Origin of the sequence: Maridesulfovibrio frigidus DSM 17176 (assembly GCF_000711735.1) — a bacterium.
In the GTDB taxonomy this organism is placed as follows: Bacteria; Desulfobacterota; Desulfovibrionia; order Desulfovibrionales; family Desulfovibrionaceae; genus Maridesulfovibrio; species Maridesulfovibrio frigidus.
The window spans coordinates 286,809-312,443 of sequence record NZ_JONL01000003.1 but is presented as its reverse complement, the minus strand read 5'-3'; the positions used below and the strand labels follow the sequence as shown (position 1 = coordinate 312,443).

General features: G+C 42.0%; 23 protein-coding genes. 7 read left to right on the top strand and 16 right to left on the bottom strand.

Annotated features, from left to right (window positions below; all coding sequences use genetic code 11):
- Window positions 1–75 precede the first annotated feature (75 nt).
- The 3 genes from BR06_RS0108720 to BR06_RS0108710 form a co-directional block, all read right to left on the bottom strand.
- Entirely contained in the window at window positions 76–1,272 is a 1,197-nt protein-coding gene (locus BR06_RS0108720; RefSeq protein WP_051676977.1) for a hypothetical protein, read from the bottom strand.
- A gap of 147 nt (window positions 1,273–1,419) precedes the next feature.
- On the bottom strand, window positions 1,420–1,758 hold the full coding sequence (locus tag BR06_RS0108715; RefSeq protein ID WP_031482086.1) for an STAS domain-containing protein: 339 nt from the start codon (window positions 1,756–1,758) through the stop codon (window positions 1,420–1,422).
- Between the two features lie 87 nt (window positions 1,759–1,845).
- Window positions 1,846–2,286, bottom strand: a complete 441-nt coding sequence (locus BR06_RS0108710) for an ATP-binding protein (protein WP_051676976.1) — start codon at window positions 2,284–2,286, stop codon at window positions 1,846–1,848.
- A 305-nt stretch (window positions 2,287–2,591) separates the two neighbouring features.
- On the opposite strand from BR06_RS0108710, the gene BR06_RS0108705 reads away from it, so the two are divergent.
- From BR06_RS0108705 to BR06_RS0108695, 3 genes are read left to right on the top strand one after another with little or no spacing between them, the layout of a single operon-like run.
- Window positions 2,592–5,087, top strand: a complete 2,496-nt coding sequence (locus BR06_RS0108705) for an ABC transporter ATP-binding protein/permease (RefSeq protein WP_031482084.1) — start codon at window positions 2,592–2,594, stop codon at window positions 5,085–5,087.
- Between the two features lie 2 nt (window positions 5,088–5,089).
- A complete protein-coding gene (locus tag BR06_RS0108700; RefSeq protein WP_031482083.1) occupies window positions 5,090–5,587 on the top strand; it encodes a Crp/Fnr family transcriptional regulator in 498 nt (165 codons plus the stop codon).
- Window positions 5,588–5,624: 37 nt separating this feature from the next.
- Window positions 5,625–6,224 carry a hypothetical protein gene (locus BR06_RS0108695; protein ID WP_031482082.1) on the top strand — a complete coding sequence of 200 codons (600 nt, stop codon included), beginning with the start codon at window positions 5,625–5,627 and terminating at the stop codon, window positions 6,222–6,224.
- A gap of 321 nt (window positions 6,225–6,545) precedes the next feature.
- Here BR06_RS0108695 and qrcD read toward each other — a convergent pair whose 3' ends face one another.
- The 5 genes from qrcD to rfbC form a co-directional block, all read right to left on the bottom strand.
- Window positions 6,546–7,778 carry a menaquinone reductase integral membrane subunit QrcD gene (gene qrcD, locus BR06_RS0108690; RefSeq protein ID WP_031482081.1) on the bottom strand — a complete coding sequence of 411 codons (1,233 nt, stop codon included), beginning with the start codon at window positions 7,776–7,778 and terminating at the stop codon, window positions 6,546–6,548.
- 14 nt (window positions 7,779–7,792) lie between these two features.
- Window positions 7,793–8,551 (bottom strand): menaquinone reductase iron-sulfur cluster-binding subunit QrcC, encoded by a 759-nt coding sequence (gene qrcC, locus BR06_RS0108685; protein ID WP_031482080.1) that lies wholly within the window; start codon window positions 8,549–8,551, stop codon window positions 7,793–7,795.
- Window positions 8,552–8,574: 23 nt separating this feature from the next.
- Complete coding sequence (gene qrcB / locus BR06_RS0108680) at window positions 8,575–10,647, bottom strand: menaquinone reductase molybdopterin-binding-like subunit QrcB (RefSeq protein WP_031482079.1); 2,073 nt, start codon at window positions 10,645–10,647, stop codon at window positions 8,575–8,577.
- Window positions 10,648–10,660: 13 nt separating this feature from the next.
- On the bottom strand, window positions 10,661–11,212 hold the full coding sequence (qrcA, locus tag BR06_RS0108675) for a menaquinone reductase multiheme cytochrome c subunit QrcA (protein WP_031482078.1): 552 nt from the start codon (window positions 11,210–11,212) through the stop codon (window positions 10,661–10,663).
- 189 nt (window positions 11,213–11,401) lie between these two features.
- On the bottom strand, window positions 11,402–11,953 hold the full coding sequence (gene rfbC, locus BR06_RS0108670) for a dTDP-4-dehydrorhamnose 3,5-epimerase (protein WP_031482077.1): 552 nt from the start codon (window positions 11,951–11,953) through the stop codon (window positions 11,402–11,404).
- A 256-nt stretch (window positions 11,954–12,209) separates the two neighbouring features.
- On the opposite strand from rfbC, the gene BR06_RS0108665 reads away from it, so the two are divergent.
- From BR06_RS0108665 to BR06_RS0108655, 3 genes are all read left to right on the top strand, one after another.
- On the top strand, window positions 12,210–12,770 hold the full coding sequence (locus tag BR06_RS0108665; RefSeq protein WP_031482076.1) for a CvpA family protein: 561 nt from the start codon (window positions 12,210–12,212) through the stop codon (window positions 12,768–12,770).
- Between the two features lies 1 nt (window position 12,771).
- Complete coding sequence (gene mazG, locus BR06_RS0108660; protein ID WP_031482075.1) at window positions 12,772–13,539, top strand: nucleoside triphosphate pyrophosphohydrolase; 768 nt, start codon at window positions 12,772–12,774, stop codon at window positions 13,537–13,539.
- 159 nt (window positions 13,540–13,698) lie between these two features.
- Window positions 13,699–13,908: a hypothetical protein gene (locus BR06_RS0108655; protein ID WP_031482074.1), complete on the top strand. Its 210-nt coding sequence runs from the start codon at window positions 13,699–13,701 to the stop codon at window positions 13,906–13,908.
- Window positions 13,909–13,979: 71 nt separating this feature from the next.
- Here BR06_RS0108655 and BR06_RS0108650 read toward each other — a convergent pair whose 3' ends face one another.
- Complete coding sequence (locus BR06_RS0108650) at window positions 13,980–16,979, bottom strand: hypothetical protein (protein ID WP_031482073.1); 3,000 nt, start codon at window positions 16,977–16,979, stop codon at window positions 13,980–13,982.
- A gap of 266 nt (window positions 16,980–17,245) precedes the next feature.
- On the opposite strand from BR06_RS0108650, the gene BR06_RS0108645 reads away from it, so the two are divergent.
- Complete coding sequence (locus BR06_RS0108645; protein ID WP_031482072.1) at window positions 17,246–17,887, top strand: SLATT domain-containing protein; 642 nt, start codon at window positions 17,246–17,248, stop codon at window positions 17,885–17,887.
- 20 nt (window positions 17,888–17,907) lie between these two features.
- Here the strand turns inward: BR06_RS0108645 and BR06_RS0108640 are convergent, their stop codons facing one another.
- The 7 genes from BR06_RS0108640 to BR06_RS0108610 all read right to left on the bottom strand — a co-directional run bounded on the left by BR06_RS0108640 (window position 17,908) and on the right by BR06_RS0108610 (window position 25,623).
- Entirely contained in the window at window positions 17,908–18,624 is a 717-nt protein-coding gene (locus BR06_RS0108640; RefSeq protein ID WP_034602942.1) for a glycosyltransferase, read from the bottom strand.
- A 101-nt stretch (window positions 18,625–18,725) separates the two neighbouring features.
- Window positions 18,726–20,153, bottom strand: coding sequence for a cardiolipin synthase (gene cls, locus BR06_RS0108635; RefSeq protein ID WP_031482070.1), 1,428 nt, complete (start codon window positions 20,151–20,153; stop codon window positions 18,726–18,728).
- Between the two features lie 146 nt (window positions 20,154–20,299).
- Window positions 20,300–22,390, bottom strand: coding sequence for a hypothetical protein (locus tag BR06_RS0108630; protein ID WP_031482069.1), 2,091 nt, complete (start codon window positions 22,388–22,390; stop codon window positions 20,300–20,302).
- Complete coding sequence (locus BR06_RS0108625; protein ID WP_156952689.1) at window positions 22,390–23,793, bottom strand: hypothetical protein; 1,404 nt, start codon at window positions 23,791–23,793, stop codon at window positions 22,390–22,392. The genes BR06_RS0108630 and BR06_RS0108625 overlap by 1 nt, the downstream gene beginning before the upstream one ends.
- Window positions 23,794–23,796: 3 nt before the next feature.
- Window positions 23,797–24,249, bottom strand: a complete 453-nt coding sequence (locus BR06_RS0108620) for a hypothetical protein (RefSeq protein ID WP_031482067.1) — start codon at window positions 24,247–24,249, stop codon at window positions 23,797–23,799.
- An 8-nt stretch (window positions 24,250–24,257) separates the two neighbouring features.
- A complete protein-coding gene (locus tag BR06_RS0108615; RefSeq protein ID WP_031482066.1) occupies window positions 24,258–25,052 on the bottom strand; it encodes a MotA/TolQ/ExbB proton channel family protein in 795 nt (264 codons plus the stop codon).
- Window positions 25,053–25,062: 10 nt separating this feature from the next.
- Window positions 25,063–25,623, bottom strand: coding sequence for a hypothetical protein (locus BR06_RS0108610; protein WP_031482065.1), 561 nt, complete (start codon window positions 25,621–25,623; stop codon window positions 25,063–25,065).
- Between the last annotated feature and the right edge of the window lie 12 nt (window positions 25,624–25,635).

The window sequence follows — 25,635 nt, the reverse complement described above, 5'->3', positions numbered from 1 at the left end:
TAAATGAGAAAAGTTCCTATTATAAGAGCGTAGCTATATAAATTCTATGGTTTTATTCCTTCTAAAAATCCAAACTTATTGCTCAGCAGTAGACGGAGAATCCTTTTTCATTATGCGGAGAATTGCAAAGACAAAGCTTACAAGTAACATTCCACCAAATGCCGCTCCGAAATATGATTGGAATTCTGCCAGATGAAAACTCATTATTGCAGCAAAAACATGAAAAACAAATGCAAGAGCAGAGAGAAAAGGGAAAAGTCCAGCTTTACGGCTAGCAATAACATCGACTAAATCAACAAGAGCATATCCGATAAACCAAAAACTTAGTCCTGCCGCAATCAAAGAATCCAAAGCAGGTTCTCCGGCCCACCCAGTAGCCATCGCCCCGCCAACAGTGACAGCCAGAATTGTTCCAACAATTTTTCGACTCTGGGATTCGCCTTTACACATACGGTTAGCAAGCCTGCTTCCAAGGACACGGAACACGCCGAAAGTTGCCGCAAACGTACCCAATACAACAGTTATTGCCATAAGAATGCGGCCCGTACTTCCGAGTGCTATTCTGGCAACTTTAAAATGTGCGACGTACGAATCCGCAATTTTATCAGGAGAGACTATAAGCAGTGCGCCCCACAGGAAAAGGATAAATGCCAGCGCAGTCACGACAATGGAAGGAAGTGAAGGATTATCTCTCAGCTTTGATTTAAAAGCCAAATCGAATCCGATAAAAGCGAGAACTGCAAGAAAAATTATATTAAGCCAGGAAGTTATCCCTCCGGCGGGTACAACATCCCACGGACCGGCAAAACCGGGCTCTGAAACCTGAGTTGTCATAAATGCAACATATAAGAAGCTACAGACCGAAATTCCGAGAGACCCTATAAAAACGTACCGCCCTTTTCCAACTGGCAGAAAGCAAGCGGACACCGCAAGAGCGAGAATTAAAAATGATGCACCAAGATTTGGGAACCAGAGCGCGAAAACTTCATTAACAGCATATCCGGCTATTCCAAGCGAAGAAACAAGAATAGCGCCCAATGCAAAGACTCGCGCTGAATCTAAAACACCCACGATAAAAGGACATACCTCATTAGCATATTTGAAATCATAACTGGTCAGCATACCCATTGAACGAGCAGAGCGGAGCGAAAGGACAGCCATAAGAATAAGTAATCCGGCAAAGACAATCCCGCCTTGCCCTGCTCCATTTCCGGCAAGAGTCAAGCCTCGCGGCGATAGCATTACCGCCAGTGGAATAAATAATTCATGCATAAGCCACCCCTTCGGGTTCTAAAAAAAATCTTCCTGACCGAACAAAGAGCGGGCAGGAAGATTAATAAAGTAAATATAAAACATGCACCCCGCCCATACTGACGAAAGATCATCAGAACGACACGAGACATGTACAAATACTATGTATTAGAACGATGTTACACATTCGTCCTTTGAATCAAAAATAGGCAAAAAGGAAACAAAACCGGATAGGTCAAAGACTTCACGAATGTAATCTTTCAGACAACAAAGAACCAGTTTACCGTCGCCGCCTTTAAGCTCTCTAGCAGCCTTTAGAAGAACACGAAGCCCGGCACTTGAAATATACTCAAGGTTTTCAAAGTCCAGCACAATTTTATTTTCTCCACTCTGAATTGAATTCAAGAGCCTGTCTTCAAAATCGTTTGAAGTATTAGAATCAAGTCTTCCTTTAAGCGAAAAAACTATAACACCATCATTTTTGTTTTCACCAACTTCCAAGCCCATCTTGCCCTCCGTTTTCGTGCCATTACTCCCACCCGGTAGCTCAATAGTAGATTCCGGCAGGTGGCTGTATAAATATGATTAAAAAAATTAAATATTTTTGGTCAACTTCAATCTATTCTTACCATTATTCCACGAGTACTCAATATCATCCATCATTTTACGCATAAAATGGATGCCTAAACCACCAATCTTCCGCTCATCACAATCGCAGTGGATCTCGGGTTCAGGAATTTCAAGGGGATTAAATGGTTTCCCGTCATCTTTAATCTCAATAAGCATAACACCATCTTCAATAAGAAGCATTATATCAAAATTATGTGAATCCGAAAAACACCCGTAACTGACAAGGTTAGTGAAAAGTTCATCCAAAACGAGATTCACCTCGAAAAGAGCCTTTCCCGGAATATCATTCAACTCACCGAATTTTTCAATATTCTCGGCAAGCTCTTTCAACTCCGCAAGATCTGCTCTCAGCGAAAAAGAAGAAGTTTTATCTTCACTTGTTTGTAACTGCCGATTATTACCCAAACCTTTATCCTCGACTTTTCTAAGATGTAGAGAAAAAAAACACTTTGACTACACAGAAGTTAAAAAAACCTTGTCCCTGCGTCAACAAAAAGGTAATAAATTTTTGAATGTTAGTTAATTAATTCCATCATTATCAGTTCTTGGGGAAAACTAACATAATATATAAATTTCTTCACCTTTCTTTTGTGGATGAACTTTGATGGCAAAGCTGGTCCGTTAAGAGAAATATGTCGTCATTTTTTTAATATTTTTTTATAACTTATTTTCGGCTCTTTTCCCGTATTTGAACAACAGGAGTTCTTTTAATGATCACCAAACGCCCCCTGATTTATTGGGTTAAAAACAGCAATTTCAAATTACAAATGATTGTGCTGGTTGTAATTCTGTTTACAGTTGGAGCTAGGCTAGTACCGCTTGAAATGCAAAAACTAATCATCAACCAAGCCATCAGTATGCGCAAGGTTGACCTTCTTGTAAGGTACTGTAGTTTTTACATAATCGCAGTGGTAGCAGCCAGTCTGCTAAAATACGCTATTACAACGTTACAGACGTACATCGGCCAGGAAGCGTTAGCTAAAATGCGAAAAGAGCTTTACGCGCATATCCTGACTCTTCCCCTTGGATACTTCAGAAAAGCCAACCCGGGCATGGTTGTATCATCATTAATAACAGAACTTGCGCCTGCTGGTGAGTATGTAGGGCAGTCCATAGCGGTTCCTGTAACGAATGTACTGACTCTGATCACTTTTGCTGGATACATGTTCTACCTGAACCCGACGATGGCATGTATCTCAATTGCCATGTATCCATTCGTTATTTATCTGGTTCCAAAACTCCAGAAAAAATCGAACACAGCGAACAAACAACGTGTTGATACTACAAGAAATCTTAGTAGTCATATTAACGAAACGATTTCCGGTATTCATGAGATTCACGGTAATGGATCTTACTCCATTGAAAATAGAAAATACGGCAATTACGTTGATCGCCTCTTTAAAATAAGAATTGTTTGGATTCTGTACAAACAGGGAATCAAAGTTCTTAACAACTTTTTCCAGAATCTCGGACCATTTTTCCTATTCTTGGTTGGTGGTTACTTAGCAATTCAAGGTAAATTTGATCTTGGTGCTCTGGTCGCTTTCCTTTCCGCTTACGAAAAAATTTACGATCCCTGGAAAGAGTTGATGGATTTCTACCAAGTTCATAATGACGCAACAGTTCGTTACGAACGTGTTATGGAATACTTCGATGTTGAGCCTGAATTTACGCTCGAACCTGAAGGTAGAGAACCAGTTAAACTTACTGGTGAAATTGATATTCAGAACCTCGGCTTCACCGTTTCAGGTGGAATCAAATTACTTAAGCAGATTAACTTAAAACTAAAACCCGGAGAACAGCTCGCGCTGGTCGGATTCTCGGGTAGTGGTAAAAGTACGCTGGCTCAATGTGTATCTCAACTTTATAAGTATACCGGAGGGTCGGTAAAAATCGACGGCTACGAAGTCGATGAACTTACGAAGGCCGACATGGTCCAAAATATGGGTATTGTTGCGCAGGAGCCGTTTATCTTTTCAGGATCAATTAAAGATAACCTGCTTTATTCATGCATGGCAGTACTTGATAGAGATCCTGACAAAGAATCCAAAATGCCTACTCGCGACCATATGATCGAGTCCATTCAGCAGGCCGGAATATTTGTTGATGTTTTACGCTTTGGACTGAACTCTATTGTTGATCCTGAAAAGGAAAAAGAACTCACTGATAGAATCGTTATAACCCGTGAGAACTTCCACGCAGACTTCGGCGATAAACTTGCTGACCACGTTGAATTCTATCAAGACGGACAATATCTGGATCATTCAACTGTAGCTGAAAACATCATCTTCGGTTCAGCTAACGATAAGTCATTTGTCGGCAAGCAGCTTGCTACAAACAAATACTTTGTAGACTTCCTAAAAGAAGCACAGCTTGAAACACCGCTTCTCAGCTTAGGCCGTGAAACAGCAAAACAAACTGTCGATATTTTGGGTAACCTTCCTCAGGAAGAAGTGTTCTTTGAACAAAGCCCAATCCCGAGCGAAGATTTTGAAGAATACAAGCAACTTGTTGCTAGGCTTGATCATAGTACCCTGCAGGATATTAAAGGCGAAGACAGAGATATGCTTCTTCAATTAGCCCTTAACTTCATACCGGGTACACATAAGATCGTCGCGCTTCCATCAGTACTAAAAACGCTGATTCTTGATGGACGCCAGATGTTCTTTAATAAGGTTTCTGTTGAAAAACCTGATACTTTCAGCTTCTTTAGAATGACTGAATATATCCCTTCGCAGACAATTTTGGATAACATCCTTTTCGGTAAGCCAAAAACGGATCACCCAAAAATTCAAGATGCCATTAACGAAAGTATGGTCCAACTCCTTATTATGGAAGACCTACTCGAAACTATTGTTGAACTAGGTATGGGTTTTGAAGTCGGAACAAAGGGCGATAAGCTTTCCGGCGGTCAGAAGCAGAAGCTCGCAATTGCGCGTACCTTCCTCAAGAATCCTCCAATCATGATTATGGATGAAGCGACATCAGCACTTGATAACCGCTCCCAGAACAGGATTCAGGGACTTCTGGAAACCAAATGGAAAGGCAAGTCGACCCTTATCTCGGTAATTCATCGACTTGATACAATTAAAAACTATGACAAGGTTGCCGTGATGAAAGCCGGCAAGCTTATGGAAATAGGACCTTATGACGAACTGATTGCTAAAGAGGGCCTACTTTATGAACTTATACATGGAGCTAAATAGTCATGAGCGCAGAAACAAGTGAATATCAGGAACATCTGGAATTAATCAGAGAAGTCCCATATTTCTCTGGACTTGATTTGGAAGCTCAAAAACTCCTAGCATACCTTTGTGTGCGCGAAACTTTTGCGCCCGGAGATATTGTTTTTACCGCAGGTGATGTTGATCAATCTGCTTACTACATTATCAAAGGTAAAATGGATGCTTATTTGGACATCAGCGATGAACCTGTCCAATCATATAAAGAAGATGATTTTGTAGGAGCTTTGACCTTAATTGGAGAATCCAAAAGATTGTTTACTCTTAAGGCAGCCTCAGATTCAACCTGTATCAGGCTTACAAAGGATAAATTTGAAAAAGTCAGAGAACAATATCCGGAATTAAGCACTAAGTTCCTAAAGGCAGCTGTCAGCAAAATCAGCCGCAGAGAAGAAATGTTTATCGCAAACTACGACACCACATGCATCGGGTGTAAGTCTACAATAGGACTGACACTCATATAAGTATTCAATGATTTAAATTTTACTGGAGGTTTCTATAATGAAAAGGGTCTTTTTTCTAAGCTTTGCTATATTGCTCCTGTTCGCGTCATCTGCTTTTGCTGCAAATGCGCCGGAATCCATCGCAGGAATAACTATAGGACAAAACATCTCAACAATCAGATCTTTCCTTGATGATGACTCCATGAGGTCACCTTGGCAGGAAGAGTTCATTAAACGTATCGCCCTCAAAGAACTTGAAGGTTACAAAGGTGGCTATGTCGTTATTGGAGATTGCAGCCGCAAAAATATAATTTTGAGAATGAAGTTGAAGTATTCTGACAACAGCCTTTCTTTTTTCGACACATTATACAGCAAGCTAGAAAAAAGATTCGGTAAGCCGAACGATTGGAGAGGTAACCCTTTCGGCACTCTTAAAGTCTGGAAGTGGTCCCTGAAGGATCCTTCTGGAAATATCAGCGTGATACTACAACACTTCAGCGGAGATGACGATAGCATCACTAACGGCAATACTATCCGTCTCTCCCGTCCATCCTGGATTGAAGAAGAGAGAGCTTGCTGGGATGCTGCGAACCCTGAACCTGATGAAACTCCAATTCCTGCTAAAATGAAAGGTATGAGTTGGTATCTGCCTTACTAAGCATTAGGTCACTACATACGATTTAAAAGCCCTTTCAGTTTTACTGAAAGGGCTTTTTTTTGGGCTAAGCAACTATACTGTAACCATCGACCTTTACCTACCTACTATTATATAACACTGCCCCATCTCACACGTGCAGATTTGTACAGACTAATTGTGAGAGCTTGAATTCGTGAGAACGATGGATATGAGTATTTAGCGATCAAACCAAATCAACCTATTCTACAACGGGACATACATATTTTAGAACGTGACAGACCACAAAAAAAGGCCCGACTCTTGCGAGTCGGGCCTTAACCAATCAGAGTAATCTACTTAAGACTACTTGCTATTCAGCTTAATTTCCGAAGGGAATACAGGTAGATACCTGTAGCAAAGACTGAGTACAAGTACGCCGTAAGCGACGATCATTCCACATGTTGTCCATTCTGCCCAGTTAGGAGCATAAAACTCCCAAGTGTCGAAAGGCATAACAGGAATGGCAATGGTCTGAACGGTGAATACGTAACGGTTAACACTTACGCCGATACAAGCAAGAATTCCTGCTGTGTATAGCAAAGCTGGATTTTTGCGAATTGAAGGAGTGATCATCATGATAGCTGGAACGATACCACAAAGTCCTAGTTCAACCCACATTAGCCATTTACCGTAGATATTACCGTAGAACATTTCGTCGAAAGTAAGGCCAACGGATGGCAGGTAGCCTGTTGCCCATGCCCAAGTATCAATGATCTTGAGGAACATGTACAAGCAGAGCATTGAGCCTGCAATTTTACCCATAAGGGCCTTAACTTTGTATTCAACTAATTTCTTACCAGTCATTTTTTCGATGAAGGTACATACCAAAACAGTAAAGATTGGTCCGGTACCGACAGCGGAAAGAACGAAGAGGAAGAAAGTCCAAGGCCAGATGAAGAAACCATCACGGAATGCATACGGACGACCAAACATAACGCCGTACATACCGCCAAGTGAACCCTGATGGAAAGTGGAAAGGAATGTTCCGATACCCGCAAACAATGCCATATTCACGTGAAGGTGATGAGCAAAGTGACGGACGAAAGGAATCTTATTTAACTGCTTCTGTTCGAGGATCAACGGGATAAACTCGATGAGCAACACAACACAGTATACAGTAATACAGAAGATAACTTCTGTCAGCATGGAGTGCACATTTGGATGCCAGTAACCGAACCATGCGCGGATCGGCTGACCAATATCCATTGTGAGGATAAGCATTGCACCGGAGTAGCAAAGAAATCCTATGATGACAGCAAGGTTTACAATGTTTTTTAATTGATCGATCTTGAGTATGTACTTGAGGAACCCGGTAAAGAATGCGCCGGCCCCAAGTGCGATAACCGCAAGGTCAAAAGTAATCCACAGTCCGAAACCGAAGTAGTTATCAAGCCCTGTTACGCCGATGCCGTTAACAAAAATAACAACAGCAGCATATGCTCCCCATAAGAAGAATATTGATACAAAAGCCATCCATAAGGAGAACTTTGGCAATCCACAACGGGTTACGCCTTCGGGGAAGAGATTTCTATCCATAACTGAACTCCCTCCTAGTGCTTGTCTTTAGGCAAGTGGTTATCACTCTGCTCACGAACCCAATCACGACGGCTAATGTAATAGACCTGAGGGTCCATGCCGATACTTTCAAGAATACGGAACGCATTTTTGTCCTTAATAAGATCGTGGACCTTATGTTCAGGATTTTTTGAGTCACCGAAACTGATTGCGCCAGTGGGACAGGATTCCAGACAAGCCGGTTTATACCAACCGTCAGGAAGTTTGTTCGGATCCATTCCTTCAGCACGAGCGCGAGCACGAGCATCCATAAGCCTTGTGTGACAGAAGTTACATTTCTCAACAACACCGCGAGGACGCGTGGAAGTTTTAGGAGAAAGTGCTTTTTCCATTCCTTCAGGCCAGATTGGATCAAACCATCCAAAGTAACGAGCGTGGTAAGGACACGCAGCCATACAATATCTACACCCGATACAACGAGGGTAAATCTGACTGACGATTCCGCCTTCTTCGTCCTTAGTGGTAGCCACTACGGGACAAACGGGAACGCAAGCTGGATTTCCACACTGCATGCAAGGTCTAGGAAGGTAAGCTGATTCCCTTTCAGGGAATTCCTTTCCATTGTTAAGTTCGTATACAAGCATCCAGGTGAGGGTCTTAAGTTTATTCGAACCGTCTTCCATGGGTGCTATATTATTTTCTGCCTGGCAGGACACCATACAAGATCCGCAACCGGAACACTTGTCTATGTCTACTACCATGGTCCATTTAGTATCAAATTCAATTTGTTGCATAACGTGAATCCCCTGACTTTAATTTAGGCGACGCTCACGAAAGAACTGGTCCAGACGGCCATGCCGGTCCCGGGCTCAGTGCCAACAGTGAGAATTTTGGAGATGTTGTCGCCTTTACCACGGGAGAACTCGTCCCATGCGGTATGACCGAATCCAAGAGGAGCGGCTATCACATCGTTCATTACGCCTTCGTTGATGTGGACTCTGGCAACACACTCTCCGCCTGCTCCAGCGAGCTTAACTTTAGACCCTTCAGAAGCGTTAAGCTTCTTAGCTGTCTTACCGTTAATCTGTACGAAGAGGTCTTTGCCTTGCAGCTCGAACTTGCTGACAGTCACACAGTTCAATGGCGGAATCGCCATTGTAGAGGATCCGACGTTGAGCTTAGCATAAGGAGCCAGTGCAATTTCGCCACCCTTAGGCATTATTACTGCCTTAGAGAGAACGGATGCAGCAAACTTAAGTGAGCCTGATTCAGTTGAATCAGAAACATAAGCAGCTCCTTCCACAAGTGAATCCCAATCTGCACCAGCTTTTTCGGCTTTAGCCTGCAAAACTGCTTCAACAGATTCGTATCCGAGATCAATACCAAGTCCGCTTGCAACGCCAAGAATGACGTCTACGGTGGACTTACCGTTATAGAGAGGCTCTATAACAGGAGCACATGCGCTGAGCATTGCGGTGCCGACGCCATAAGGAGTCTGCGCATCGTCAAAACGCTCAAAGGAATGTGGGTTAGGCATAATCAAGTCAGCTGTAGAAGCTGTTTCATCCATCCATGTGCTAAAACTTACGAGGAAAGGTACTTTAGCAATTGCTGCAGCCATTGTTGTGGCCTGTGGCATTGCATATACTGGATTCGCTTCGTAAGCCATCATCACTTCAGGAGCTTTAACTTTATCAGTAGCAACTGCTGCTAGGTAACCAGCAAAATCTCTGCTGGAAAGTTCTGCACGGCTGACGGCTGAATCAACAGCTAAAGGAAGTTCAGCGAGGAGCTTCATTCCGCCCTTCTCACCAACTCTACCAAGAAGCATATTGAGTGCGGAAGCTGCGATAATATCAACAGCACCTGCGCCCTGCCCGAATTCAGAACCAGAAATTACAAGCGGTGCGGAAGCAGACATAAGCTGCTTAGCAAGTCCTGCCATAACGCCAGGAGCAACACCGATTGCTTTTTCAACCTTATCAGGAGTGAACCTGGACATAACCAGAGTCTTGAAGTCTGCAAAGTCTGCGACAGAAGCGGAAGCGCCGGCATTAAGCATATGGTATGCAAGTCCGAGGCTAAAAATAGCGCCTGTGCCAGGAGCAACAGGAATCCATTTATCGCTTATAGCTGCAGTGCTGTTCAAGAAAGGTCCGGCATAGACATAAACGCTTTCAATGTCTCCGCCAGTAGGACGATTATCAGCGTATACACGCTGATTTCTAACAACTGAACCCCAAGAGTTCATTGCATCCGCTCCAATGAGCAGAACGAAATCAGAGTTTTCCAGATCGTAACCAATCTGGCCGCTGCCGCCCATGTTTTCAAGAGCAACTGCTGCTGCCTGCTCATCACCAGGCATCAGGTAGCAATCATTGCTTCCCATACCTGCTGCAAAAGCAGACAAAACTTCGGTAGATGTTCCGGTTGCGTCGCCACTTACGATAGCGAGTTTTCCGGCCTGCCCTTTAACGGCAGAAAGTTTTTTAGAGAGCATTTTCTCAGCGTCATCCCAAGAGATAGACTCGTACTTACCGTCAGCAACCTTTTTCATAGGTCCCTTTACACGGGAAGGACTATAGAGAAGCTGTGCACCGCCTGCGCTTATTGCGTCGACGCCGCCCTTGCTCATTTCATTATCAGCATTTCCTTTTGCCACGTAAGGGCTGCCCGCGACGGACTTAACCATCAGAGAACAAGGGGAAGGGCCGAATTTGGATATAGTTGCCTGCTCAGTGATCTGTCCATATTTGAGCCTGGGAATCCAGGACCAGTTCTGGGACCAAATAGCGGCATCATCCAAAGATTTCCAAATAACAGGCGTAAATAGCGAACCGACTACACCACCTGTAACCAATTGAATAAAAGTTCTGCGATCAATACCCATTGCAGTCCCTCACTTACTTATGGCAGACGTAACATGCGTTGCTGGTACCAACTTCCGCATGACAGCGCTCACACTGCCACATCTTCATGGTCTGCTTGCTGTAACCGCTAATCCTGTTTTCGTAATACGTCGGCAGGGTGTCGCTATTGCCAACGTCGGGATGACAATCAGTACACTCGAAGCCTTTGTGCGCCATGTGCGAAAAGTATACGTTATCAGGCTGATACTGATAGACCAGCCATGGAACCTCAACGTCCTTATTCAGGTACTCGTTCACGTAAGTTTCTTCAGCTTTTGATTCGCCGAGAAGATCTTCGTGACACTCAGCACACTGCTCATTTGAAGGAAGCCCCGCAAAGGAACCATCTTCCATAAACGTGTGACAAGATTCACAGTCCATTCCCTCACCTTCAACGTGCACCTTGTGACTGAAATCGATAGGCTGTGTTTTCTGGCTATAAATAACCTGTGGAAAAACCCACCAACCGATTACCAGGCTTGCAAGGACACCGATGAAGAAGGGAAAAACTCCTCCACACTGCTTCGATGCTCTTTTCTCCTCCATAACCTCGCCCCACTACTCCTTAAGTTTTGTGAAACATAAACACCAATAAACGCCATATCTTCTAAAATAGAGAATCTTTCCATGTCAAGAGAATATGAAACTTTTCACAAAGTTTCAGACACGCAAAAACCCCCTATCCACAACACAGGAGTACGTTTGGCACTTTATGCCCTACTAATTACATCTCAACTAAAATTCAAACGGTGAATCAAATTGAGATAAGGATTTAAGTTTGTTGTCTTTCTCTGAAAGAACTGGATTTTTGGCTTTCCACTCAATCGCCAGATCAGGATCATCCCAGCGAATGCCGGCTTCGCTCCGAGGAGCATAACCAGCGTCAACCTTGTACATAAACTCGCTCTCTTCAGTTAGTGTCTCATAACCGTGAGCAAATCCTTTAGGAATGAATAACCTGCGGAAATTTTCCGCAGAAAGCTCAATTTGATATGCCTTAAGATAAGTTGGCGAACCCTTTCGCAAATCCACTACCACATCATTCACAGCGCCCCTTGTAACCCATACAAGTTTTGCCTGCGCATTAGGTGGAAGCTGAAAATGCAACCCTCTCAAAACACCTATCCCTCGGGAATATGCATGATTATCTTGAACGAAATCAACAGGTAGCCCATTTTCCAAAAAAAATGGTCTGTTAAAACTTTCCAAAAAGAATCCCCGCTCATCCCGAAATACCTTCGGCTCAATTACTACAAGCCCGGGAAACTCTGTCTCAATCAAATTCATGCATTCCTCCGTAGGGAAGACAGCCGTTTCATAAAAACAACATGTTACCCCATAATTTATCATGAATTAACCGAGTTATGCGAATGACACAACCTCATTTTTCACTTAATTGTAATATTTTTATTCTTTCTTCAAGGTTCAGACTTATTCACATTTCATGATTGGTCTGATACCCGTATAGAACAATTTAACTGTTAAAGTGTATCAAACAATAGAGCAGATGGCTCAACCCCAACATATAACATCGGAATAGCACATGAATGCAGCAGGATTAGCACTAAATTCGCTTGATATTATTCTTATAGTTATTGCCGCCGGATTAATATTCAGAGGACTTCTTCGTGGAATAGTTCGCGAGGCAATATCTGTTTTTTCCCTTATTTTAGGATTTTACTTGGCAGCTAAATACCATCAGGAACTAGCTCCGTATTTCGGAAACTTTTTTGATGGCCCAGGAACGGTTAAAGCTTTTAGCTACCTCTCAATCATAATAGTCACTGTTTTTATTGCCGCCTTACTCGGGATACTCCTTAAAAAGATCTTGACAATCACCATGCTCGGCTGGGCCGATCAGGTTCTCGGCGGAGCCCTAGGTTTTGTTGAGGCCGTATTGGTAGGCGGCATACTTATAGTTGTTTTGAACAGCTTCACGCCGAACGCTGAGTTTTTGACCAAGTCTCAGTTGGCTCCGAAAGTAATGTCCGCTGCCAGCTTTTTTATTGGCTTTGCTCCAGATAACGTATTGGACTCTCTGGACATAAAATCTATGTTTCCCGAACAATCGGGGTTAACTGATAAAATTAAAGATGTGATATAAAATGAGCAATTCTACTTCTCTCGAAAAATTGAAAACCGTAATTTCCACACTTCTCGGTCCGGACGGATGTCCTTGGGATAAAGACCAGACTCCGCGTTCACTTTGTGACTATGTTATTGAAGAGTCATTTGAAATGGTGGAAGCCATTCGCGCAGATGATTCAGAAGAAGCAATGGAAGAGCTTGGAGATGTAATGTTCCTTCTGCTTTTCATTGCGGAATTATATGAGAAAAAAGGATCATTTAAATTAGCCGATGCTCTTGATTCCAGCTCAGCTAAAATGATTAGAAGACACCCTCACGTTTTTGCTGACACTAAGATTGAAAATCAGGAAGAGCTTCTTAAAAACTGGGAAAAAATCAAGCGCAGCGAAAAAGATGATTCCAAGAAAACTTTCGATTCACTTCCCAAAGGACTACCACCTCTTTTAAAAGCCTATCGTATTAATTCAAAATCAGCTCGCACAGGCTTCACCTTTGAATCAGATGAGCAGTGCGTACAGCAGCTTGAAAGTGAATGGAAAGAATGGAACAGCGCCCTTGAATCTGGCGATGCAGCTAAATCCGAAGAAGAATTCGGCGATTACTTGTTCGCTCTGGTTGAGCTTGGTCGTAGAAAGGGCATCAAAGCCAACAGCGCGCTAGACGTAACAAACAATAAATTTTTGAAAAGATTTTCAAAAATGGAAGATATTGCTAAAGAACAGAAAAAAGATGTTTCTGAAATGGAACTTTCTGAGCTTAATGAACTTTGGAATAAAGTTAAATAAAACAGCTACTACTAAATCATAACAAATTTGATTGTCTAAAATCCTCAGCTCATTTTACGTGAGTTGAGGATTTTTTCTATTTTTACCCTAAAGTTATTTATGCTTTGTCCGAAAAGAGAGATAAGCGCTATTAGTAGCCTTTCTACAAGGAGGTAGATTATGGATATGTCAGCAATCAATTCGGGAGCTTTCACAATTTCAGCCGCAACAGAAAAACAGATGTTCGGTGCTCAAGTTGTCACCAAGACACTTGACTATATGAACTCCAGTCAATCAGGTTCAACTACAAACAGCGATTATGACTTTCAGAAAAGTGTCCTCAGCGCACACTTCACAGACAAGGGATCCATTACCAACATTAAAGCATAAGAAAAGAACTAAGACGCCTATTCAGGACAGAGCACCGGCATTTACGACGGAGTTCTGTCCTGTATAATTATCTAAGCTATTGAAACTTCCTTTTGCATTGTCTCTAGATAGCTCTTTCCGTGACTCAAATAAAACGCCAACGGCTTACCAAAGTTTTTCCCGACCAAACCATCCACAAGCAGCCTGCTAACTTCTTTTTCAGCGAGCAAAACATTCTGCGACGCAAGGAAAATAGACTTTTCTTCGTTCGTCATTTTCTTTAGGCGCATCCTTAGAGCAGTGCGGGCGCGTGGCTGAAACATCCAGAATCGCATGAGATCCAGCGCATTTATAATAAATATTTTCTCCAGATCACTACCCGTATTTTGCATCTCAATAATAAATTCATCCGGCTCATAAAGCATATCTCGACCATTACGTTCAGGAAACATCATTTCAAGCTGAGTATAGCAATCAAAAACGCTCTTAACTGTCCGGCGATAGTCCCATAGCCTCATGCGAATATTATCGGAACGATCAGCGATTCCTTCAATTATTCCGGCAACCATATCTGAAGCCAGTTTCGAAATCACCGCCGCCCATTTTTGAAGTACGAGTTCTACAGAAACGATTCCTGCCATGCCCATCATGACTCCAATTCCATCACTAAGCATAATTGCAATAGGCACGGAAATGATGGACCGCAGCAAGTTCCAAATAGCAGCACTGCGCGGCAATCCTCTGAACATATTGTGGCTGAATATATACAGTCCGTTAGCCAGCCCCATTACCGCATAAAGCAAAATAGGGTCAGTTTGCGTATTGACCCCGAACCCTTCATCTAGAAGTAAGGTTTTCACGAAATAATCAAGCAATGGAACGGAAAAGCCCGTAAACAACAACGAGTCGGAGATACGGGACCAACTTACATGATCATTCCAGCGTGACAGCGGCGAACGGATGAATCCACCACCACCGAGTACGGCCTGCGTAACGTTTCTCCAGCCCGTAATTCCAAACCAGATAAATGCTCCGAAAAATCTGAGCAGCCACCAATCTTTGGTCAGCGCGAAAGTCAAAAATGCTGGAATGAAACCGCATAAAATTTTAAGTCCATTCTTTATTGAAGAATTCATAAACCGAAATGATTTTGAACTCTTGCGCGGAGTCAAATCCGCCACACCGAATTTATTTCCAGCCTCACTAAGTCCACCAAGCAAAGCAATATTAGTCACTTTATTGGAACACGAAGAAAAACGGGTCAGTTGCCATTCCTCTTTTTTTACGTAGCCAAACTTTTTAAGGAAAGGTAAGTTCCTAATAAATCTCATTGACCGATTATACAGCTTACTTTCGGAAGACTTAGGGGTAAGTATAATTTCCAGCCTGACATCAGCTTTGACTGGAATAGGACATTCACCTTTCTCAAGCCGCTTAAATACTTTTTTAGCTGCGGTATGAGGTAAAGTATCGGCAACAACAAGCCCCATTCCACGAATTCTACTGATAATCCCGGATGAACCACTCCCTATTCTCGCCTGCAATCTAGTCCCGCCATACATGGCACTAAAGGTCCCCATATGGGACAGCACATTGCGCAAACACTCGAGTATTTCTGGGTCTGCGACAGAACCCATTTGCTCTAAATCTAAAATAGCGCGAGAAATTATATTTTTCAGCCCAAGCAAATTACGTTCATTTAATGCCTGACGAAGTCCATGAACGTTTTCCGCAATCTTAGCTGTTCCAAGAGAAATCCTTTTAAGATTAAACTCCTCGACATATCTGACCATTCCACCGCATTTATACAAAATGCAAATAATGTCAGCGATAGTAAGTCCGTCGGGAACTAGGGTAATCCTTTTTTGCGAAGCTATGGTCCGAATTCGCTCAACAAACTGTTCAGGAGTAAGAGTCATAAGCTCAGGCGGATCAGCTTCCTCGCAGCCCACAAAACGACCATCAATAGAACATGCAACGTCCGAACAAATAAAACGCTCAATAATAGTTTCAACTTCGAAGGAATTTATGGATTCTACTCGTTGCTCAATGTCAGACTTATCACCGGTTTCAGCAATATCATACTGAGCTTTGAGTTCTGCAACACGCTCTTTAAGAGCAGGCATAAGCATTTCAAGGATATAGCGTCCCAAGTGCAAAAATGAAGGCTGCCCAGTCCCGACAAATGCCAAAAATTCAGACTCGGATATTTCAGGGCAGACAACACCAAAATCACCTTCGATAATTTTACGCTGAGATAGGTTGAAATTTTGCACGCATCGGAGAACCTGTTTCTGCAACCAACGCGAAACTTCAAGCCCTTCGGATAAAAATTTTACTACTTCTTTAGATTGAATAAACCGTTCGAAATCACGGCCGTTATCAAAACCGTCCAGAGTCCAGATAAGCCCAGCAGTTCGGTTTTGCCAACGAATTTGATATTCAATGCCGACCTTAACCGATATCCCCATGATCCGAGCGGCTTCGTACAGCTCGCGAGACTCAACAACACCTACATGATTATAGTAAACAACGGTCAAACTACGAATACCCTTAATCCAAGCATCCATGACCAAATGTGTCGGAGATTTGCGCCCTTTGCTGTTGGCATCATGAACGCGATGATCAAACGCGATATGGTTCCACTCTTCAGGCATTTCGAGCAAGAAGTTGCGCTCGAGGAATTCACGGATAACACGGGGTTTGCCAGTTGCAGCCTCATGAAAATCATGGGCAAGTTGCAAACTACGCTCCTCATCACCCACCGAGCGGACAAGCTTCTTCATAATCTGAATAAGCACACGCGCAGAATTCATCCTGAGCGTACCTTTCGGCATTGCAAGGACTTCATCACGCAATGACCGCAGAGCAGAAATGCGCCCCGCAACCCCTTCTGTTTCAAGCGAACTGATAAGATGAGCTACGGAATAAGCTATCCGCAATCCGCGTGAGCCAACAAGTTCCCTGATTCCATGCGGACTTAAATGGGGAGCAAGTAGATAACGATCTTCACCACTTGCAACATCCCGATTAAGAATATCACGAACAATTGCAAGCAGCTTGTAATCCTGCTCGTCAAAAAACATTTTCATATATATACCAAGCGCTTTTGATTCATAAAGTTAGTTTAATTTAAGTACGATACCTATGGTTTACAAAGTTCTCAAGACAATTTGGAATCTATTTTCAAACCCTTCAAATTCCTTTTAGAATTCAAATATAGAATTTTATCTTTACTTTATACTAATTATTATTAATATAATTAGTATAAAGTAAAATCCTTAAATTTTATTGGTCATAGAATATACAATTTAGAGTATAACAAGTCTCTGTCCATCTATTACACAAAGGAGGCCCTATGCAATTTCGTGAGCTAAAGAAATACTTTTCACACGACCCCAGGCATATAAGTAAATTTCGTATGGGACTTAAAGAAATAGTCTGGAATGAAGACCCTGTTAGCATGTCAATTACTGAACTTTTTAATGAGTTAGATCTCCTCGTCGAAGCAGAAATAAGGTACTATTATCGTAGAAGTAAGCGACGGGCCTTTTGGTCAATAATCTTAAGAGTGGGTATGATTGTCTGTGCCTCTATCGGAACGATTATACCGCTAATGGAAAAGCCTATTCCCTTATTTTTAGCAAGTAATAGCTATTCTTTTTTTTCAGGTAATGGCTATGCATTTTTAGCAGCAGCAGCAGCTTTTTATAGCGCAAATCAATTATTTGGAGGAACAACAGGGCACGTAAGATTTACAGAAGCTCATCTTAAACTCGAAAAGCTTGCTACATCATCACGCATAAAGTGGTACAAATACTTAGGGTGTTCAAAAAGCGGAGATAAACCAGAGAATAACATCAGAACCGGATTTTACCTTATTAACCACTACGCAGAAGAGCTTTATAAAATTTCACTCACCGTAACAACTGACTGGGGAGAGCATCGACTTTCCGAACTTGCAAAATACCAAGAAACGCTTTCCCATAACAAAGGTTGAAATAAATATAATCAAAAGAACTAGGAAAAGTCACACTTAAAATCACTCATATATTTGCTAGCGTCCATTTCCTCGCCACGAACATAATTATAAACATTTATATCATGTACAATTTGAAGCCACAGCGGGTAAGTTTTAATCTGCATAACCGGTGCAACATCGTGAATGGCAGGGTGATCCACCCAAAAAACAGTATTCAAATTCTCTCTTTTTTCAATCAAACTGACAAAGGCATTTGTAACGTCTTCGAAGTCATAAAAAACACCCTTCGAAAGCTGCAATCCTTTAGCGAAGTTTATAAATAGAGCTTCCTTATCACCTAAATCGGTTTCATTCATAGACTTTACAATGGAATGTAAACATCTGACATATTTAGCAGACAAGGCATCATCGTTATCCAGGCGTGTGGTCAATATCCAATCTACATCTTCCGCCATGCTCTTAATAATGTCTTTAACCTGCGGCATAACTGTATCAAATTCACCACAGAAAACAGGCGTGAAGTTTTCGTAACGAGCATAGGCTTTGATTATTTTTCGATATAGTGGGGGTGTTTCTTCATCAAATAACACCAGCCATGTAAAATCTTGATTAAGTTGAGATGAAACAGTGGGAAAACAATATTTTTGAAATAGGTCAAACCTTTCAGCAAGCCATGATATTTCAAGACGCTTGGGAAAAGGCATAGGCCATATTTTTACGTTGAACCGCGTAATAATAAAATGACGAAATTCCATAAGTCTTCACACTCCAAACAAGAAATAATATTTATGCAAACTAGAAACGCTATAACCCAAAAGAGTTTAACTCAATCTTACAATAAACTACCCCTGAAACCTTACTGAATTGGCGCTGTCAGTTGCGCAACTCGGACAAATAAGCGGATGAACGAACTTTGCTCCTTCACTTCTTTTTCAGTAACAAGCGCGCTGTGACTAAAATCGTTCTCAAGCATACCAGCTACTTCACGGTTAAAACCTTCGCTCGCAACCACAACAGTAATTTCAAAATTTAATCTGAACGAGCGGTTATCAAAATTGGCAGTTCCAATAGTTGCATAGTCATCATCAATGAGTACAACTTTTTGGTGTAGGAACCCCTTATCATACCAATAAACCTTAGCTCCGATCTCCTGCATTTTTTCAACGTAAGCCCAATGAGTTAACGTCACCAGCAGGTTATCAGTTTTACGAGGTATCAATATCCGCACATCTACCCCACGCAAGACAGCCAAATGGAGTGCGGTAATAAACTGCTCGTCCGGCACAAAGTAAGGACTTACAATCCATAATCTGTCCTTTGCGCTCTGAATGCATTTCATAAAAAACAAAGTGCAGGTCTCGAAACTATCTTCCGGACCGGAAGGAAGTGCCAGCGCGGAGATGTTCTTCCCGCTAGTAGCAGCGGACGGAGACCAATTGAGTTCGAGCAGCTCATCACTAGCCCAGTGCCAATCTTCGTAAAACGAAACCTGAATAGACTGCGCCGCAGGCCCAGCTATCCGGATATGAGTATCGCGCCAATCGTCTAAACCGGCAGCCTGCCCAAGATATTCATCCCCTACGTTATGTCCACCGACCCAAGCTTCAAGACCATCAACAACAACAATTTTGCGATGATTTCTAAAATTTAACTGAAATCGGTTCGCGCGCCCTTTGGTCGTATTAAATTTAAAGGCCTTAACACCAGCGGAACGAAGCTCCTCTAAATATTCATCAGGCAAACCGATACTGCCGATTTCATCATATAGAAAACAAACTTCCACCCCTTCTCGTCCCTTCGCTATCAAACGGTCTTTTAGCTCATTTCCCAAGCCATCCGCCTTAACAATATAAAACTGAACGAGCACATATTTCTTTGCCCGCGCAATACCTTCAAAAATGGAATCAAAGGTGTCTTTGCCGTCTACCAGTAACTCGACATTGTTACCTGATGTAAACGGAAGCTTTGCAATCTTCTCAATTGGTAACGAAGCATCGCGCTCAGGCGATACCAACAAATCATTATCCCTTAGCTTCTGAAAATATTCCTTTGAAGCTTCACTGCTAAGAGCATGCTTAACTCTCAGCAAGTTCACAAAGCCATGAAACTTATTGCGGCCAAATATCCAATAAACAGGCAAGGCTACATACGGAATCATAATAAGAGCAAGCACCCAAGCAACCGCTCCCTGTGGAGTCCGGGATTCCATAATAGCAGTAATCGCGCTGAGCAGTCCTAATAGGTGAAAAATCAAAGCAATAATGGCAAACAGTTCCAAGCTCATGACAAGTCCTTCGTGAAAGTATTCTATTTCATTCAATAAACATCAGGTTTCTTGGATTTTCTCTACATTATAAATCAAGCAACCTAAACAAGAAAAGCCCCTAACTGTTAAGCTAGGGGCTTTTCTTGATTCACCGATTTATACTTCTATCGTTTTACGCTATTCTTGGAAACAGCTTTGACCGCCTCAAGAACATGCTGATTTATATTCTTAATTTTCCTATATCGCGGATCAGCCAGCTTATTTTCCTGAGTATAATAGAGCTCCTTAAGAAAAATATGCAACTCGCTATTCAAGTCACCCTGTAGTTTTCTCTGTAGCTTAGTATAGTCGTCAAATTCAAGCTTGCGCTTAATTCCACCGGATGAAGCCAGCGTTGCATAATCACCTGAGCCAATCACCTTAGAAAATACACTCAGTGGCTCATTTAAGCCGCCATCCGCACAAAATTTAACAAGCATCTTTCTTGCAATTTGTGGGTTTTTAGCTTCAGCAAACTCATTATAAACATTTGTCAAAATGATTGCATTTTTAACAATTTCAGCATCACTGCTGCCGGAGACTTGATCAGCAACTTGCAGTATTCTTCCATAAAAAACAGGAACCTGCTCACCTAATGAAGAAATAGATTCCTTGTATGAAGAATAAGAATCTACAGAGCTACAGCTCTGGATACTCTTAGAGATTATATCGCCCAGAGGTCTAAACAGATCATTAAAGCGGTGGTCTCCACTAACTTCAGGCTGAAATTGCCTTGCATAACGAACCAACGAGCCGAGATTTACTGGATTCAACTTTGCCGCATAAGCTCGAAGATAAAACGAATATGCCAACAATTCGCTGGTTGGAATAAGTAGGGTTCCTTCTAAGCTCGATGCGGCCAAACTCCCTGCACTGTTAGAGAGAGTAAAGAAAGTTGTGTAGGGAACAAGGTCGGAATACAACTTATCGGTCAGGTACGGATTCGCAAAAATGATCTGCTCAGCATGGTTTGATTTCGCCCATTCTCTATCCGCAGTTACTTCTGATTTTTCCAAACAAGCTGCTTGAAAAGCAACCAGATAACTGCTCGCCTGCCACATTTTTTTCAATGTACTGATATAACCCTCTTCCGTAACAAAACCATTATCACGCATTACAGAATCGCGCTGCCCAACAGGGGTAGCAAGATTTCTGAAAAGCATTAAACTGCTATCAATATTCTTTTGGCTGATAGTAAGCAATTTTCGTTTAAAAAAAGATGAATTTACTTCTTTTCTATTCTCAACTCTGCTCGCCCAGACCTTAGTTAAGACACCAGCTTCGGTCGATAGAACAGCAGCCTTTCCTTTTGCAGTGCCCGACCACTTGTAAGCCAGGGTCAAAAGCTCAAGAGCCTCTTTCAGCTCAACCTCCGCGTCTGCTGCAGTTGTGGCCCCCACAAAATTATTCACACTATCCAGTCCCTTATTAAAGGCGATTGTGAAATTTATGTTAGTAGAATCGGACCCTCTGCCGTCAAACCCGTTAGTTACAGATTCATAATATTTTTTAACTCCTCCCTCGCTGAGCATATCGGTAACATTTTCCACAATGGGACCGAGTGAATAAAGCCCTGACAATTTACGATCCACCACAGCGCGGTCTACCACGAGGTTCAACACGTTCTGACTATAATAATCCAGATCAGCCGCGCTTGAGTATGTTGCAGCAAGCCCCTCTTTCTTTTGAACTTGAAACGGTATTAAAATATCAGTCCACAACGCGTATATAGAACCAACAAATTTATCTTTGTTTTTCATTGCAAGATACTTGTGAGCATTTATAAAATGCGACCAGAATAAATAATCCTTTTTAATACCAAACGAAGGACTGGTTTTCTCTATCAAAACAATTGCGTTATTTAAATAAGATTCCCGGCTTGTCAGGAGGTATTCTATAAACTGACCAACTGCCGCTCTAAAATATTCTTTGGTCGGCAATCCTGTTTTAATGTCACCCTTATCGATAACTACCTCTGCACTTGAAGCATCCTTGCCTGTAATCTCAGCTATCAAAACACTGTTATGTTGCTTAAGTGTTGTGATATATTCTTTTTCACGCTGCAGCACTTCTGAATTCAAATTTTCTTTACTTGTAACCGTATAGACATACGCGTCATCAAGGAAAGAATCCCAATATCCACCGTCAGCACATGCAGAAAATGCAAAAATAAGACTCAAACACATTACAAATATAATTATTAAATATTTTTTCATCATTCGCCTCTTGTCTTTTTTTCTAAACATTTCAAAGCATTTTCGAGAAACACACATCGGTTTTCATAATATTTCTTTTCACTTGAAGGATGCTTAATGGAAAGAGAAAATTTATTAGTCTTTCCTTCAAACGAAAACTTGTGTGATGAAAACTCACAGCCTTCAATATCTGGATTATCGATTAAAATCGAAACTATCCGGCTCATCAAATCGTCCGCTTCATTCCGATTGCTACAAATAGGCAGCTCACGAAAAGATATTTCAGCATCTTTTGTTTTTTTCGTGGTCAACGATCCACCCAAATTTACAAGAGATTTGCTTAAGTCTGCGCCAATCGGACCTTCGAGATCATCGCGGTCTGCTATCCGATATTTCGAAGGGCTTTTTTTAGATGACCGTAAAGGAGCCTCTGCGAGCGATCCGCCGGAAATAGCTTTTCCAAGTGAAGGCGGAGCTGCACTTTCACCCTTCGGCAGGGTAATGCTTCGTCCTGCTACGGATTTAGAAGCTCTTGCCTTTGAAATGACCTTTAATCCCCCACCGGAATCTATTTTACTATCCGAAACTTCTATTCCTCCACGACTTAAATCTACAGCCTTTCTACCAGTAGAAGCCGGACGCCTCACCCGCCTCACCGGAGCCATTAATCCGACTTCGGATGTGTCAGAATTATTCAAAACACCTCGCGAAACAGGTTGTAAACTTTCTACCTCTGAGATTTGTCTGGCAGCAGATTTAGTTCTCATAGATTTAGCAATCTCAAGAGAATCTTGTTCGCCCGGTAATTGAGCTGAAGGGAACGGAGCTTTATTTCGCACAACAACTTTTCTAGTTGCAGTAGGCCGCGTCCTCTTCTTAACTTGAGACAAAATGGGAGTAACCTTCTGCGCTGGAGGCAGCACCAGCTCTTGCACTGGAGGCTGTTCATTCTGGGCAATTTGAGATTCTATGTTCTCAGGAATTTTATTTTGATCATCTGGTTTAGCGGCATCTTCGATTTCCTCAGTAGGAGTCTTTATCGCGACATCCACGAGAGGCTCTACCGTCTTTGGCGATTGAGTCTCGTGCTTATCTTCAAGTTTATTACTTTGTGTACTGCTGGCGGGCGTAGGCGCGGACACCTTAGGCACAGGACTTTCTACAATGGTCATCGCCATCATGGTAGAAGGAATTTTTTTAGGTTCTGTAACCATAAAAGGATCGGCAAAAATGTAAAACAGAACAAAAACAATGAAACACAATGTTGAAATAAGGAATGAGTACTGCTCCGCATTTTTCGCGATAGAAACCTTATAAGGATTCTTCGAAACAGCGGAGTCGACTTCGGCAGAAAGAGAAAGCATCACATTCCCCGCACCACGGGAATATCTATTCAATGCCCAATTGTTATAAATCATCGACACGCACTACTCTTGCAACTTTGCTGTTTTCACAGTGGTAAAAATTTCAACATTCGGCCAAACCTTTTGTATTATGGACAGAGCTCGTAGCATCACGCCTGTTTTGGAATTTTCAGCTGCCAGAAATTCAGGTTCAATATTCTTGTCTTTCAACACGTGAAGCTCATCCTCAAACTTTACATCTGAGTCAATATCCTTCCGTGGCATCCACTTTTTACCGCTCCCATCCCACTCTTCCAAAGCAACAGGCCATTTAGATTCAGCATTATCAGATACATATATGCGCCATTGTTTAACCTTCCCTGAAGCTGCTTGCTGCTGCTCATACCCGGCGACTTTTGTCAGCTTCAACTCTGTATAATCAACATCTGCTGTTGGTAAAACGGACAAAGCCAAAACTAACAGAAAGGCCAAATCGGCAAATGAAAAAATCCATATAAGACTAGGTTTATGTCGCATTTGGTCACCTAATTAGAGGGATATCTCATGGTAATTTTAATTAATGTTGAATTTATGCACTCAACGGCCTTGCGCTGCATACGGACTTTACGCCACTCAAAGATTACATACATTAAGAGCGCAAGTATCGTACTTAGGAGAGCTGTCCCCATTCCTGATGAACTCAAATTGGATTTAATTCCGCCTTCGCTATTTATAAACAGCATGGTCATACCTAGTATCGTTCCCAAAAAACCAAGAGGAGGAAGTAAGTTCGTTATGCTTTCATATGGTTCAAGAATGTTTTTTTCAAAAAAATCTAGCCCATACTGACAAACAGCATCATTCACGAAAAAATGTGGCGGCTTTTGCACATATTGCTTTGTGTAAATTTTTACAATATTTTGTACTGGTTCAGTGACTTGCCGCTCTGAATTATCATCCTTGGCTTTAATATTTAATTTTGCGGTATTTTTAGCAGAATTACGTTTTTGGGCTTTACTGATCGGAGACACCATTTTTTTCGATGAAGACTTCGAATCACTGTCAAAGTAGTACTCACAGCCACCCCGGTCAGCATTTTCCAGCTCATCACATAAAGATTGATAATACGCTTTCTGCACCGCAGTAGACAAAGAATCAGAAGTATCAACTGTTGCCTCTAGCTCTTTTTCATCGACTCTATCTATATCGAAGTTGACATTAAAAAGCACTACGACCCCATAGAATATAACAAGCCCTATACCAAAGAACACGCAAAATTGCAGAAAAGGTGATGAATAACTCACCGCTGCGGCGAGCTTAGAAACAATGTTAGAGAACATTTCCCCACTCCTATTTACGATTATCTGTGATGGTTTCAAATTCTGAAATACATTTCTGCAACTCGCCGCATTCAAGACCCAACCCAGTAATATCTAAATCAACTCTTTTACCTGCGAGATCATCCAATTGTTCAAGATTAGCTCTGGCTTTCTTATTTTGTGCAGATTCTGTTTCTGCAGCAGGGCCAGCAGTATCAATCTGTATCTGGACCACCATCAGCAATGCTTTAATAAGTTGATCCCGAAGACCTTGTGTCTGATTTTGCACAACTTCTTCGTATGCCTCATTACTAAAAAGAAGCTTATCGAAAACGATGTCGCTCTGGATAGCCATACTATCCCGATAATCAGTCTGATTATGGAGATACAAGTTCTGTGTGACAGACCTGATTGCCATAGAAGTTTCTAGAAACTCATCAAGCCAGATTTTCTTACGATCAAGATCAAACTCATAATCGACAATTTCATCACTGGATATTTTGCTCGTATCTTGCTGAGAGGGGCCTTTATTATTCTTTAGGCCACAACCTGTTATGAGCACGAACACCAATATGATTAGTAGTTTTTTCATTTCTTATTCCTG